Raw genomic sequence first — 12,726 nt, 5'->3', positions numbered from 1 at the left:
AAAGCCGACAGTGATGTCGGCTTTTTTGTGGCTGCGAAAAGACGCTTAGATGGTCAGCGTCCAGTCGTAGTCCACGATCAGCGGCGCGTGCTGCGAGAAGCGCGGCTGGCGTGGCAGGCGTGCGCTGCGCACGAAGCGACGCAGGCCCGGAGTCAGCAGCTGATAGTCGAAGCGCCAGCCCAGGTTGAGCATCTCGGCCTGTTCGTTGTCTGGCCACCAGCTGTATTGATCGCCTTCACGGCTGACTTCGCGCAGGGCGTCGACATAACCCATGTTGCCGACAATCTCGTCCATCCAGGCACGCTCAGGCGCCAGGAAGCCCGGAGATTGCTGGCTGTCACGCCAGTTCTTGATATCCAGCTTCTGTTGCGCCACGTACAGCGAGCCACAATAAATGTACTCGCGACGTTTGCGCCGCTGTTTATCCAGGTAACGGGCGAAGTCGTCCATAAGCTTGAACTTCTGGTTCAAGTCTTCATCGCCGTTCTGTCCGGAAGGAAGCAGCAAGGTCGCGATGCTGACCTTGTCGAAATCGGCTTGCAGGTAGCGCCCGTAGCGGTCGGCCGTCTCGAAGCCGAGACCGCTGATGACAGCCTTCGGTTGCAACCGCGAGTACAAAGCCACACCGCCTTGGGCGGGAACTTCGGCATCGCAGGCATAAAGGAAGTAGCCATCCAGTTGGAAGGCTGGATCGTCCAGTTCAAAGGCGGAGGCGCGGGTGTCCTGCAGGCAGATGACGTCGGCATTCTGTGCTTGCAGCCAACTGAGCAAACCTCGCTCCACTGCAGCCTGAATACCATTGACGTTCACACTGATGATCCGCATAAATGGCCCCAAAAATCACGTGCGTGTATGATACCCGAGGTCTACCTAATTAGCTAAATCCGTGGTATTTGGGGCTTTTTCATGCAGGCGTATCAGCGCGATTTCATTCGTTTTGCCATCGATCGCGGGGTTTTGCGCTTCGGTGAGTTCACCCTGAAGTCCGGGCGTACCAGTCCTTACTTCTTCAATGCCGGCCTGTTCAACAGCGGTTCGGCCCTGGCGCAGCTGGGGCGTTTTTATGCCGCGGCGATCGTCGACAGCGGCATTTCTTTCGATGTGCTTTTCGGTCCTGCGTACAAAGGTATTCCTTTGGCGGCAGCGACGGCCGTGGCCCTGGCCGAGCATCATCAGCGCGATCTGCCATGGTGCTTCAACCGCAAGGAAGCCAAGGCTCACGGCGAAGGCGGCAGCCTGGTCGGCGCGCCATTGACTGGCGACGTGCTGATCATCGACGACGTGATCACCGCGGGCACCGCGATTCGCGAAGTGATGCAGATCATCGAATCCCAGGAAGGCGCCAAGGCGGCGGGTGTGTTGATCGCCCTGAACCGTCAGGAGCGTGGCAACGGTGAGTTGTCGGCGATCCAGGAAGTCGAGCGCGACTTCGGCATTCCGGTGGTGAGCATCGTTTCCCTGACCCAGGTCCTGCAGTTCCTGGCGGACGATCCGGCGCTCAAGCAGCATCTGCCAGCGGTGGAAGCCTACCGCGCACAATTCGGCGTCTGACTACGTAGGGGCGGGCAGGCTCGCTCCTAATAGAGACGTAATAAAAAAGCCCCCGCCTGGCTTGGCCAGGCAGGGGCTTTTTGTTTGCAGCGCCTAAGGACGCTTGCGATTGCTGATCAGGGTGCCGACACCGGTATCGGTGAAGATCTCCAGCAGAATCGCATTGGGTACGCGACCGTCAATGATCAACGAGCTGCCCACGCCACCCTGTACCGCTTCCAGCGCGCAGCGAATCTTCGGCAGCATGCCGCCGTAGATAGTGCCGTCTTCGATCAGGGCATCGACCTGCTGGGTGGTCAGGCCGGTCAGGACCTTGCCCGACTTGTCCATCAGGCCGGCGATGTTGGTCAGCAGCATCAGCTTCTCGGCTTTCAGCGCCTCGGCCACCTTGCCGGCCACCAGGTCGGCGTTGATGTTGTACGACTCGCCGTTGGCGCCGACGCCGATCGGAGCGATTACCGGGATGAAATCACCTTTGACCAGCAGGTTCAGCAGGTCGGTGTTGATGCCGACCACTTCGCCGACGTGGCCGATGTCGATGATTTCCGGGGTGGTCATTTCCGGTGTCTTGCGGGTGACGGTGAGCTTCTTCGCGCGAATCAGCTCCGCGTCCTTGCCGGTCAGGCCGATGGCGCTGCCGCCATGGCGGTTGATCAGGTTGACGATGTCCTTGTTCACCTGGCCACCGAGGACCATCTCCACCACGTCCATGGTCGCCGCGTCGGTGACGCGCATGCCATCGATGAAGTGGCTTTCGATGGACAGGCGCTTGAGCAGGTCACCGATTTGCGGACCGCCGCCGTGCACCACCACCGGGTTGATCCCGACAGCCTTCATCAGCACGATGTCGCGGGCGAAGCCGGTCTTCAGCTCCTCGCTTTCCATCGCGTTGCCGCCGTATTTGATCACCAGGGTCTTGCCGACATAGCGGCGAATATAAGGCAGCGCTTCGGACAGGACCTTGGCGGTATTGGCGGCGGCATCGCGTTCGAGGGTCATTCAGGGCTCCGGCACTTCAATAAAGGCGCTTGAAGAAAATCAAAACGGTAGTTGGAGGTCAGGTGCAACACGTTTCAGCTGGGTGTGGAACACATCCTTGATGCGCTGCAGTTCGGCTTCGTCATCGGCCTCGAAGCGCAGCACCAGCACCGGCGTGGTGTTGGAGGCGCGAACCAGGCCCCAGCCTTTGGGGTAGTCGACTCGTACGCCGTCGATGGTGGTCAGGTCGGCGCCTTCGCCCCATTGCGCGTCGTGCAGCGCATCAATGATGCTGAATTTGCTCTCTTCGGTCACATGGATATTGATTTCCGGTGTAGAAATATCGTTCGGGAAGGTGGCAAACAGCTCTTCCGCGTTGGATTTTTCCTTGCTGAGGATCTCCAGCAGCCGCGCGGCGCTGTAGATGCCGTCGTCGAAACCGAACCAGCGTTCCTTGAAGAAGACATGCCCGCTCATTTCACCGGCCAGCAACGCGCCGGTCTGCTTCATTTTCTTTTTGATCAACGAGTGGCCGGTCTTCCACATAAGTGGGCGACCGCCGTATTCCTTGATCAGCGGGATCAGGCGGCGGGTGCATTTGACGTCGAAGATGATCTCCGCACCCGGGTTGCGGGCTACCACGTCCTTGGCGAACAGCATCAGCAGGCGATCGGGGAAGACGATGCTGCCGGTGTTGGTCACGACGCCCACGCGGTCGCCATCACCGTCGAAGGCCAGGCCGATATCGGCGTTGGTCTCTGCGACCTTGGCGATCAGGTCTTCCAGGTTCTCGGGCTTGCCCGGGTCCGGGTGGTGGTTGGGGAAGTTGCCGTCCACTTCGCAGAACAGCGGGATGACTTCGCAGTTCAGGGCTTCGATCAGCTGAGGCGCGATGACGCCGGCCGCGCCGTTACCACAGTCGACCACCACTTTCAGGCGCCGGGCGAGTTTGACGTCGGCGGTGATTTCCTTGCCGTAGCGATCGAGGATATCGACCTTGGTGATGCTGCCCTGGCCGCTACTCAGGTTGTTGGTCTTGAGGCGATCGTGCAGGGCCTGGATCTGTTCGTTGGCCAGGGTATCGCCGGCGATGACGATCTTGAAGCCGTTGTAGTTCGACGGGTTGTGGCTACCGGTGAGCATCACCCCGGATTTGCCAGCCAGCACATTGGCCGCGTAATACAGCGCCGGTGTCGGTACCAGGCCGACATCGCTGACGTGGCAACCACTGTCGTGCAGGCCCTGGATCAGTTGCTCCACCAGCTCGGGGCCGGACAGGCGACCGTCACGGCCTACGCAAACGTTGGGTTCGCCCTGGGCCAGGCTCTCGGAGCCAATGGCGCGACCGATCCAGTAGGCGGTTTCTGCGTTCAGGGTTTCCGGAACGGTTCCGCGAATGTCGTAAGCGCGAAAGATGCTTTCAGGGAACTTGGGTACGACTTGGGCTGCATTGCTCATCACTGGGGGTGCTCCGTCTAAAAGGGGGCAGGACAGGTCGGAATACTGACCGGAAGGCTCAAACTGAAGGGTATGACGGCGTTTTTGCCCTTGGGTTCATGGTGCAAAAATGCCATCTGATGAGCGTCAGCTCTTTTTCGACCACCTTCAGCCTTGATTCCGGGCGGTTCAGTCTCTGAGTAAAGCAGCTGAACTTTAGCGTTGAAACACAACCCGCCAATCTCAGGCCGAGCCGTTGGCTCGGCCCGTTTTTTTGCTCAATGGCTGCCGGAGTGACCGAAACCGCCCGCGCCGCGCTGGCTTTCGACGAAGGCTTCGACCACTTCGAAGTGCGCCTGGACCACGGGCACCAGCACCAACTGGGCAATGCGTTCGCCCACCGCGATGTTGAACGTGGTCTGGCCACGGTTCCAGCAGGAGACCATGAGTTCGCCCTGGTAATCGGAGTCGATCAGGCCGACCAGGTTGCCCAGGACGATGCCGTGCTTGTGACCCAGGCCGGAGCGCGGCAGGATCAGCGCCGCGAGGCCAGGGTCGCCGATGTAGACGGACAGGCCGGTAGGAATCAGCAGGGTCTGGCCTGGTTCCAGGATAGTGTCCTGCTTGAGCATGGCGCGCAGGTCGAGGCCGGCGGAGCCTGGCGTGGCGTACTGCGGCAGAGGGAATTCGTTGCCGATACGTGGATCGAGGATCTTGGCTTGTAAAGCGTGCATGCGAGTTAAACCTGGTTCAGCCGTTCGGCGATGAAAGAGATCAGTTGGCGGGCAATCTTGCCCTTGCTGGTCTGGGCGAAGAGAGTTGCGTGCAACTCCCGGTCAATCACGCTGCAGGCGTTTTCCTCGCTGTTGAAGCCAATGCTCGGGTTGGCCACGTCGTTGGCGACGATCAGGTCGAGGTTCTTGTCTTTGAGTTTGCGCGCAGCGTAGTCGAGCAAGTGTTCGGTTTCAGCGGCGAAGCCGACGCTGAACGGACGGTCGGGGCGGGTGGCGATGCTGGCCAGGATGTCCGGGTTGCGCACCATCTGCAGCAGCAGGCCGTCGCCGTTCGTAGGGTCTTTCTTCAGTTTCTGTGGGGCGACGACTTCCGGGCGGTAGTCCGCGACCGCGGCCGAGGCGATAAACAGGTCGCAGGGGATGGCGGCTTCACAGGCGGCGAGCATGTCGCGGGCGCTGACCACGTCGATCCGGGTCACGCGATCCGGGGTCGGCAGGTGCACCGGACCGGTGATCAGGGTCACCCGGGCGCCGGCTTCGACCGCGGCTTCAGCCAGGGCAAAGCCCATTTTTCCGGAGCTGTGGTTGGTGATGTAGCGCACCGGGTCGATGTTTTCCTGGGTCGGGCCGGCGGTAATCAGCACGTGTTTGCCGGTCAGCGCCAGGTGCTGGAAGCAGTCGGCGGCGCACAGCGCCAGATCGTTGGCTTCGAGCATGCGGCCCAGGCCGACGTCGCCACAGGCCTGGCTGCCGGAAGCCGGGCCGAAGACTTTCAGTCCGCGGCTTTGCAGCAACTGGGTGTTGGCCTGGGTGGCCGGGTCGCGCCACATGGCCTGGTTCATGGCCGGGGCGATGGCGACGGTGGCATCGGTGGCCAGGACCAGGGTGGTCAGCAGGTCGTCGGCGATGCCTTGGGCCAGACGGGCGATCAGGTCGGCGGTGGCCGGGGCGATCAGCACCAGGTCGGCCCATTTGGCCAGTTCGATATGGCCCATGGCGGCTTCGGCCGCGGGGTCGAGCAGGTCCAGGTGGACCGGGTGCCCGGACAGGGCCTGCATGGTCAGCGGGGTGATGAATTCACTGCCGCCACGGGTCATGACCACACGCACTTCCGCGCCATGGTCGAGGAGTCGGCGAACCAGCTCGGCACTCTTATAGGCAGCGATGCCGCCGCCGACGCCGAGAACGATGCGTTTCCGATACAGCCGCTGCATAGGCCTGCCTTTCAGTTCAATGATTGCTGCGTGTAACACCCCCTCCCCAGGGGAAATCCCACGCAAAAAGATGGGCTAAGATAGCACAGCGACCGCTATGGAACAGCGGCGCCCACACACATGGAGGTGCTATGAGCATTCGCGACTGGCCTGCGGCGGAGCGCCCGCGGGAGAAGCTTCTCGAGCAGGGCGCGCTGGCCCTTTCCGATGCCGAGTTGCTGGCGATCTTCCTGCGCACCGGGGTCGCCGGAAAAAGCGCGGTCGACCTGGCGCGACACCTGTTGCATCAGTTCGGCAGCCTGCGTGGCCTGCTCGAGGCGGACCAATTGACCTTCAGCCGGCAACTGGGCCTGGGCCCGGCCAAGTTCGCGCAATTGCAGGCGGTGCTGGAAATGGCGCGGCGGCATCTGGCGGAAAAGCTCAGCCGCAATTCGGTGCTGGAAAGCCCGGTGGCGGTCCGCGACTACCTCAAGGCGATGTTGCGGCATGAGCCGCATGAGGTCTTCGGTTGCCTGTTCCTCGACTCCAAGCACCGGGTGCTGGCGTTCGAGGCGCTGTTCCAGGGCTCCATCAACACCACCAGCGTCTATCCGCGGCAGGTGGTCAAGCGTGCCCTGGCGCACAACGCCGCCGCGCTGATCCTGTGTCACAACCATCCTTCGGGCGTTTCCGAGCCGAGCCAGGCGGATCGGGTGCTGACCCGCAGGCTCACGGAAGCGCTGGACCTGGTGGATGTGCGCGTACTCGACCATTTCATCGTCGGCGAGGGTGAGCCGCTGTCGATGGCCGAATACGGCTGGATGTAGCCGGGCTCAGGGCTTGAGGCTGACCCTCGAGTAGTCTTGGCGACCGAATGGGCTGACCTGGTATCCATGGACATCCTTGCGCGTCAGGGCGAAGGCGGTCGGATGGCCCAGCGGCAGCCACAGGGCCTGCTGCTGGATCTGGGTTTGCGCCTGCTGGTAAAGCTTGCTGCGCACGCCCTGCTCGGTGGTGGTCTTGCCGGCGGTGATCAGCTTGTCCAGGCCCGGGTCGCAGTAGCGGGCGAAGTTGGTCCCGGACTTGACTGCCGCGCAGGTGAACTGCGGGGTGAGGAAGTTATCCGGGTCGCCGTTGTCGCCGGCCCAGCCCATGAACAGCAGGTCGTGTTCGCCGGCCTTGGCCCGACGAATCAGTTCGCCCCATTCGATCACGCGGATCTCCGCCTGGATCCCCACTTCCGCCAGGTCCGCTTGCAGCTGTTGCGCGCCTAGGCTCGGGTTGGGGTTCAGCAGGCTGCCGGAAGGGCGGGTCCAGATCGTGGTCTGGAAACCGTCTTTCAGGCCGGCCTTGGCCAGCAGCTGGCGCGCTTTCGCCGGGTCATGGGCGTAGCCCGGCAACTCCTTGGCGTAGCTCCAGGTGTTGGGCGGGAAGGGGCCGTTGGCGGGTTCCGCGGTGTTTTCGAAGACCACTTTCAGGTAGTTGGCCTTGTCGAAGGCGAGGTTGATGGCCTGGCGCACTTCAGGTTTGTCCAGCGGTGGGTGCTGGCTGTTGATCGCGACGAACGCGGTCATGAAGGCCGCGGTTTTCTCGACCTTGAGCGCCGGCTCTTCAAGCGCGGCGGTCACGTCCAGCGGCTTGGGCGACAGGGCGATCTGGCATTCGTTGCGGCGCAGCTTCTGCAGGCGCACGTTGGCGTCCGGGGTGATGGCGAAGATCAGCGAGTCCACCGCCGGCTTGCCGGCAAAGTAGTCGGGGTTGGCCTTGTAGCGGATCGACGCGTCTTTCTGGAAACGGCCGAAAACGAAGGGGCCGGTGCCGATTGGCTGGCTGTTGAGCTTGTCCTGGGTGCCGGCCTTGAGCAACTGGTCGGCGTATTCGGCGGAGTAGATCGACGCAAACCCCATGCTCAGGGTAGCGAGGAAGGTCGAATCGGCGTGGTCGAGGGTAAAGCGCACGGTCAGCGGATCCAGGGCGTCGATCTTCTTGATCAGCGCCGGCAGTTGCAGCGACTGGGCATGGGGATAGCCGCTCTGCGCCACTTTATGCCAGGAGTTGGCCGGGTCGAGCATGCGGTCGAAGCTGAACTTCACGTCTTCGGCGGTCAGCTCGCGGCTCGGGTTGAAGTACGCGGTGCGGTGAAACTTCACTTTCGGGTGCAGCTTGAACACATAGGTCAGGCCGTCGGCCGAGACTTCCCAGCTGTCGGCCAGGCTCGGTACCACCTTGCCGCTGCTGGCGTCGAAGTCCACCAGGCGATTCATCAGCACATCGGCCGAGGCGTTGGTGGTGGTCAGCGAGTTGTACTGCACCACGTCGAAACCTTCCGGGCTGGCCTCGGTGCACACGCTTAACGCGGCGGCGTGGGCCAGCGGGCTCAGAAGAAGAGGGGCGAACAGGAACGGGAGGGCAGCGAGGCGCATGTTTGGCTTCCTTTGCAGATCGAAGGCCCATCTGCGAGTGCAGTCTGGAAAAGGCTTACCCTAGTGGCCTCACTGGAAAATGACTATCCCCTTTTTGGGGCTGCGGGCCGGAAAGGTTTGCGTTTATTGCTGCGCCAAGCCTCTCTGCGGCCAACTGCCATGGTTACACTAGGCATAAATTGACAGAGGTTTTTTCCATATATTGACTTGGAGTCACCGGCACAGCGGCTGTTCATGCTGGTTTTGCCGTCTGTTTCGTCCACGGAAAATTTATTCTGCGACGAGCGGTCAGTCATGGCCCCAGCCTTTGGTGCAGGCATCCGGAGCAAGAAAACAGGGACTTTTCGAAATCCAAAGTACACCGGCTGTTGTTGCTACGGGGTCTTTCTGGTATAAAGCAGCGCTCTTTTCTAGGGGCCCGGTTCCTTCGCTTGTAGGTGTAGCCGGTAAGACCCTAAAGAAACGCGGCGCCTGGCGCCAAATGACTGAGAGATTAAGCGGCCAACCCATGCCGGGTTGGGCATGTGGTTTTAGAGGGCTGAGGCATGTCGAGAGTCTGTCAAGTTACCGGTAAGGGTCCGGTGACTGGGAATAACATTTCCCACGCAAACAACAAAACCCGTCGTCGTTTCCTGCCGAACCTGCAGCATCACCGCTTCTGGGTTGAGTCCGAGAAGCGTTTTGTGCGTCTGCGCGTATCTGCCAAGGGCATGCGTATCATCGACAAGCGTGGCATTGATGTCGTGCTGGCCGAACTTCGTCGCGATGGCAAGGTTTAAGGGAGCTAATCATGCGTGAATTGATTCGTTTGATTTCGAGCGCCGGTACTGGTCACTTCTACACTACCGACAAGAACAAGCGCACTACTCCGGACAAAATCGAGATCAAGAAATATGATCCGGTTGTTCGTAAGCACGTGATCTACAAGGAAGGCAAAATCAAGTAATTGATTTTTCTTCTGACAAAAAAACCCGCCTTCAAGCGGGTTTTTTTGTGCCTGGGGTTCAGGCTTTCGGTTCGAAGATCACATAGATCTTGCGGCACGGCTCCAGCACCTCCCAGGTGCCGCGGAAACCGGCGGGAATGATGAAGCGGTCACCGGCGCGCAAGGTCTTGGCATTGCCTTCGCCGTCACGCAGGACCGAAACCCCCAGCACGATCTCGCAATACTCATGCTCGGTGTAGCTCACCGTCCACTGGCCGACCTCGCCTTCCCATACTCCGGCGTTCATCTGGCCGCACGGGCTGTTGTAGTGGTTGAACACGGTTTGCTCAGGGTCGCCCTTGAGGACTTTTTCCTGGGCGGGGCGATACCGCTCGGCCGCAGTGTTGGCCTGATTGAAGTCGACGATGTCCTGGATGCTCATGCTGGTATTCCCCCCTGGTTGCACTGCGAGTGGCTGGAAAGCCCAAAGTCTATGTTTATTAAAATGAACATAGCAATGGCGTTTGCCCGGCCTCTGTCAAATATATTGAAACTTCGGGTGCCGCTGGTTTAGGGTGGCGAATGCCATGGGCCGAAGCAGGCTGGCCGGGCAGAATTCCTGAAGGTGCCGGCATCGATCGCGTGGCGCCTGTATCCAACAAGAGGAGGACACTCGCATGACCACCCTGACTCGAGCCGACTGGGAACAACGCGCCCGCGAACTGAAAATCGAAGGCCGCGCCTATATAAATGGCGAATACACCGCCGCCGTTTCCAACGAAACCTTCGAATGCATCAGTCCGGTCGATGGCCGTCTGCTGGCCAGTATTGCCAGTTGTGACGCCGTCGACGCGCAACGTGCCGTGGAAAACGCCCGCGCCACCTTCAACTCCGGTGTCTGGTCGCGCCTGGCGCCGGTCAAGCGCAAGGCCACCATGATTCGTTTTGCCGGCCTGCTGAAGCAGCACGCCGAAGAGCTGGCCCTGCTCGAAACCCTGGACATGGGCAAGCCGATCAGCGACTCCCTGGGCATCGACGTTCCAGGCGCGGCGCAAGCGCTGAGCTGGAGCGGCGAAGCCATCGACAAGATCTACGACGAAGTCGCCGCCACGCCCCACAATCAACTGGGCCTGGTGACTCGCGAGCCGGTGGGCGTGGTCGGCGCCATCGTGCCGTGGAACTTCCCGCTGATGATGGCCTGCTGGAAACTCGGTCCGGCACTGTCCACCGGTAACTCGGTGATCCTCAAGCCATCGGAAAAATCGCCGCTGACCGCTATCCGTATCGCTGCGCTGGCTGTCGAGGCCGGGATTCCGGCCGGCGTGCTCAACGTGCTGCCAGGTTATGGCCACACGGTAGGCAAGGCCCTGGCCCTGCACATGGACGTCGATACCCTGGTGTTCACCGGTTCGACCAAGATCGCCAAGCAACTGATGGTCTACTCCGGCGAATCGAACATGAAGCGCGTCTGGCTGGAGGCTGGCGGCAAGAGCCCGAACATCGTGTTCGCCGACGCCCCGGACTTGCAGGCCGCGGCCGAATCCGCGGCCAGCGCCATTGCCTTCAACCAGGGCGAAGTCTGCACCGCCGGTTCGCGCCTGCTGGTGGAGCGCTCGATCAAGGATAAATTCCTGCCGCTGGTGATCGAGGCCCTCAAGGCCTGGAAGCCGGGCAACCCACTGGACCCGGCCACCAACGTCGGCGCGCTGGTGGATACCCAGCAGATGAACACCGTGCTGTCGTACATCGAGTCCGGCCATGCCGACGGCGCCAAGCTGGTGGTGGGCGGCAAGCGCACCCTGCAGGAAACCGGCGGTACCTACGTTGAGCCGACCATCTTCGACGGCGTCAGCAACGCGATGAAGATCGCCCAGGAAGAGATCTTCGGCCCGGTGCTCTCGGTCATCGCCTTCGACACGGTGGAAGAAGCCATCCAGATCGCCAACGACACGCCGTATGGCCTGGCCGCGGCGGTATGGACGGCCAATATCTCCAAGGCCCACCTGACCGCCAAGGCGCTGCGTGCCGGCAGCGTCTGGGTCAACCAGTACGACGGCGGCGACATGACCGCGCCGTTCGGCGGCTTCAAGCAGTCGGGCAACGGTCGCGACAAGTCGCTGCACGCGTTCGACAAGTACACCGAACTGAAGGCGACCTGGATCAAGCTGTAATTCAAGGGGCGCGGATATCGGGCGTCTGAACAGGCGCCGTCCCGCGCACCGTTAGCCGATCCATATCGCAGCCGGACTTTCCGCCAGGGAGGTCCGGCTGCGTTGTCTCTGTCATGAAAAAACATCCACAGGAGCGTGGAAATGCGCTGGGCAACTTATTTCGCCGTTTTGGCGGCTGTCCTGAGTGTGGGCCTGGCCCTGGGCGTGAGTATGCCGCTGGTGTCGTTTCGCCTGGAGAGTTGGGGGTATGGGCCCTTTGCAATCGGGGTGATGGCCTCGATGCCGGCGATTGGCGTCTTGCTTGGGGCCAAGGTGTCCAGCCGCCTGGCGGCGCGCTTTGGCACGGCGGGGCTGATGCGCCTGTGCCTGTGGGGCGGGGCGATCTCCATTGGCCTGCTGGCGCTGTTGCCGAGTTATCCCCTATGGCTGGTGCTGCGGCTGATGATCGGCGTGGTGCTGACCATCGTCTTCATTCTTGGCGAAAGCTGGATCAACCAATTGGTGGTGGAGCAGTGGCGCGGTCGCCTGGTGGCGCTGTACGGCAGCAGCTATGCCCTGAGCCAGTTGGCCGGCCCGCTGCTGCTGGGGGCCTTGGGCACCGAGCATGACTACGGTTTCTGGGTGGGCGTCGTGCTACTGGTGGTGTCGCCTCTGCTGCTGATGGGCCGCAGCGGCGCGCCGAGCAGCGAGTCCTGCAGCGTGACCTTCGGTGACCTATGGCGGTTCTGCCGTGGCCTGCCGGCCATTGGCTGGGCGGTGGCGCTGTTCGCCGCGTTTGAAGCGATGATCCTGACCCTGCTGCCGGTCTACTGCCTGCGCCAAGGGTTTACCGAGGAAATCGCCCTGGCGATGGTCAGCACCGTGGTGGTGGGCGATGCCTTGTTGCAGTTGCCAATCGGCGCCCTGGCCGATCGCGTATCGCGGCGCGCCTTGTTCGCCGGCTGCGCGGTGATCCTGCTGCTGTCGAGCCTGGCCATTCCGTTGCTGCTCGACACCCTGCTGATCTGGCCGCTGTGGGTGCTGTTCGGCGCCAGCGCCGGGGGGCTGTTCACCTTGTCGTTGATTCTGATCGGCGAACGCTACCGCGACGATGCGCTGGTGCGCGCCAATGCCCATGTCGCCCAGCTGTGGGGCATCGGCTGCCTGATCGGGCCGCTGGTGGCGGGGGCGGGCAGCCAGTGGATCAGTGGGCATGCCCTGCTGTTGCTGATGGCGGCCGGGGCCCTGGGGCTGATTGTGCTGTTGTTGCGTGAAGGCGCGTTTGGCGCGGTCCAGCCACAAGCTTTGTAGGAACGAGGCTTGTCCGCGATGAGG

12 protein-coding genes and 1 pseudogene are annotated in these 12,726 nt (G+C 61.8%); 6 read left to right on the top strand and 7 right to left on the bottom strand.

Translation table 11 applies throughout. The features are described from left to right. Nucleotides 1-45 precede the first annotated feature (45 nt). On the bottom strand, nt 46-825 hold the full coding sequence (crc, locus tag H0I86_RS30730; protein WP_003176915.1) for a catabolite repression control protein Crc: 780 nt from the start codon (nt 823-825) through the stop codon (nt 46-48). 81 nt (nt 826-906) lie between these two features. On the opposite strand from crc, the gene pyrE reads away from it, so the two are divergent. After that, complete coding sequence (pyrE, locus tag H0I86_RS30725; protein ID WP_007921122.1) at nt 907-1,551, top strand: orotate phosphoribosyltransferase; 645 nt, start codon at nt 907-909, stop codon at nt 1,549-1,551. Between the two features lie 93 nt (nt 1,552-1,644). Here pyrE and argB read toward each other — a convergent pair whose 3' ends face one another. The 4 genes and pseudogenes from argB to coaBC all read right to left on the bottom strand — a co-directional run bounded on the left by argB (nt 1,645) and on the right by coaBC (nt 5,914). Then, nucleotides 1,645-2,550, bottom strand: a complete 906-nt coding sequence (gene argB, locus H0I86_RS30720; RefSeq protein WP_007921120.1) for an acetylglutamate kinase — start codon at nt 2,548-2,550, stop codon at nt 1,645-1,647. Nucleotides 2,551-2,589: 39 nt separating this feature from the next. Then, nucleotides 2,590-3,993 (bottom strand): annotated as a pseudogene (locus tag H0I86_RS30715) (phosphomannomutase/phosphoglucomutase); the annotation flags it as partial. A 251-nt stretch (nt 3,994-4,244) separates the two neighbouring features. Further along, on the bottom strand, nt 4,245-4,700 hold the full coding sequence (dut, locus tag H0I86_RS30710) for a dUTP diphosphatase (protein ID WP_180923265.1): 456 nt from the start codon (nt 4,698-4,700) through the stop codon (nt 4,245-4,247). 5 nt (nt 4,701-4,705) lie between these two features. After that, a complete protein-coding gene (gene coaBC, locus H0I86_RS30705; RefSeq protein ID WP_016703156.1) occupies nt 4,706-5,914 on the bottom strand; it encodes a bifunctional phosphopantothenoylcysteine decarboxylase/phosphopantothenate--cysteine ligase CoaBC in 1,209 nt (402 codons plus the stop codon). 131 nt (nt 5,915-6,045) lie between these two features. On the opposite strand from coaBC, the gene radC reads away from it, so the two are divergent. Beyond that, entirely contained in the window at nt 6,046-6,720 is a 675-nt protein-coding gene (gene radC, locus H0I86_RS30700; RefSeq protein WP_007921116.1) for a RadC family protein, read from the top strand. Between the two features lie 6 nt (nt 6,721-6,726). On the opposite strand, the gene H0I86_RS30695 is transcribed toward radC, so the two are convergent. Then, complete coding sequence (locus tag H0I86_RS30695) at nt 6,727-8,316, bottom strand: ABC transporter substrate-binding protein (protein ID WP_180923264.1); 1,590 nt, start codon at nt 8,314-8,316, stop codon at nt 6,727-6,729. Between the two features lie 545 nt (nt 8,317-8,861). On the opposite strand from H0I86_RS30695, the gene rpmB reads away from it, so the two are divergent. Together rpmB and rpmG are read left to right on the top strand one after the other, a co-directional pair. After that, on the top strand, nt 8,862-9,095 hold the full coding sequence (rpmB, locus tag H0I86_RS30690; RefSeq protein WP_007921114.1) for a 50S ribosomal protein L28: 234 nt from the start codon (nt 8,862-8,864) through the stop codon (nt 9,093-9,095). 11 nt (nt 9,096-9,106) lie between these two features. After that, nucleotides 9,107-9,262 (top strand): 50S ribosomal protein L33, encoded by a 156-nt coding sequence (gene rpmG, locus H0I86_RS30685; RefSeq protein WP_003177274.1) that lies wholly within the window; start codon nt 9,107-9,109, stop codon nt 9,260-9,262. Nucleotides 9,263-9,320: 58 nt separating this feature from the next. Here the strand turns inward: rpmG and H0I86_RS30680 are convergent, their stop codons facing one another. Then, nucleotides 9,321-9,683: a cupin domain-containing protein gene (locus H0I86_RS30680; protein WP_180923263.1), complete on the bottom strand. Its 363-nt coding sequence runs from the start codon at nt 9,681-9,683 to the stop codon at nt 9,321-9,323. A gap of 235 nt (nt 9,684-9,918) precedes the next feature. Here H0I86_RS30680 and H0I86_RS30675 point away from each other — a divergent pair, with 235 nt between their 5' ends. Together H0I86_RS30675 and H0I86_RS30670 are read left to right on the top strand one after the other, a co-directional pair. Continuing rightward, a complete protein-coding gene (locus H0I86_RS30675; RefSeq protein ID WP_180923262.1) occupies nt 9,919-11,412 on the top strand; it encodes an aldehyde dehydrogenase in 1,494 nt (497 codons plus the stop codon). Nucleotides 11,413-11,553: 141 nt separating this feature from the next. Beyond that, nucleotides 11,554-12,702 carry an MFS transporter gene (locus H0I86_RS30670; RefSeq protein WP_180923261.1) on the top strand — a complete coding sequence of 383 codons (1,149 nt, stop codon included), beginning with the start codon at nt 11,554-11,556 and terminating at the stop codon, nt 12,700-12,702. Nucleotides 12,703-12,726: the final 24 nt, after the last annotated feature.

Origin of the sequence: Pseudomonas chlororaphis subsp. aurantiaca, assembly GCF_013466605.1 — a bacterium.
Taxonomy (GTDB): domain Bacteria; phylum Pseudomonadota; class Gammaproteobacteria; order Pseudomonadales; family Pseudomonadaceae; genus Aquipseudomonas; species Aquipseudomonas chlororaphis_I.
Note: the sequence above shows the minus strand (reverse complement) of the source record. Positions and strands in the feature narration are given on the sequence as shown.

What these genes read in the sequence shown, in the direction of transcription:
- crc (WP_003176915.1), bottom strand. Translation starts at nt 825, where the DNA reads ATGCGGATCATCAGTGTGAACGTCAATGGTATTCAGGCTGCAGTGGAG.
- pyrE (WP_007921122.1), top strand. Translation starts at nt 907, where the DNA reads ATGCAGGCGTATCAGCGCGATTTCATTCGTTTTGCCATCGATCGCGGG.
- argB (WP_007921120.1), bottom strand. Translation starts at nt 2,550, where the DNA reads ATGACCCTCGAACGCGATGCCGCCGCCAATACCGCCAAGGTCCTGTCC.
- dut (WP_180923265.1), bottom strand. Translation starts at nt 4,700, where the DNA reads ATGCACGCTTTACAAGCCAAGATCCTCGATCCACGTATCGGCAACGAA.
- coaBC (WP_016703156.1), bottom strand. Translation starts at nt 5,914, where the DNA reads ATGCAGCGGCTGTATCGGAAACGCATCGTTCTCGGCGTCGGCGGCGGC.
- radC (WP_007921116.1), top strand. Translation starts at nt 6,046, where the DNA reads ATGAGCATTCGCGACTGGCCTGCGGCGGAGCGCCCGCGGGAGAAGCTT.
- H0I86_RS30695 (WP_180923264.1), bottom strand. Translation starts at nt 8,316, where the DNA reads ATGCGCCTCGCTGCCCTCCCGTTCCTGTTCGCCCCTCTTCTTCTGAGC.
- rpmB (WP_007921114.1), top strand. Translation starts at nt 8,862, where the DNA reads ATGTCGAGAGTCTGTCAAGTTACCGGTAAGGGTCCGGTGACTGGGAAT.
- rpmG (WP_003177274.1), top strand. Translation starts at nt 9,107, where the DNA reads ATGCGTGAATTGATTCGTTTGATTTCGAGCGCCGGTACTGGTCACTTC.
- H0I86_RS30680 (WP_180923263.1), bottom strand. Translation starts at nt 9,683, where the DNA reads ATGAGCATCCAGGACATCGTCGACTTCAATCAGGCCAACACTGCGGCC.
- H0I86_RS30675 (WP_180923262.1), top strand. Translation starts at nt 9,919, where the DNA reads ATGACCACCCTGACTCGAGCCGACTGGGAACAACGCGCCCGCGAACTG.
- H0I86_RS30670 (WP_180923261.1), top strand. Translation starts at nt 11,554, where the DNA reads ATGCGCTGGGCAACTTATTTCGCCGTTTTGGCGGCTGTCCTGAGTGTG.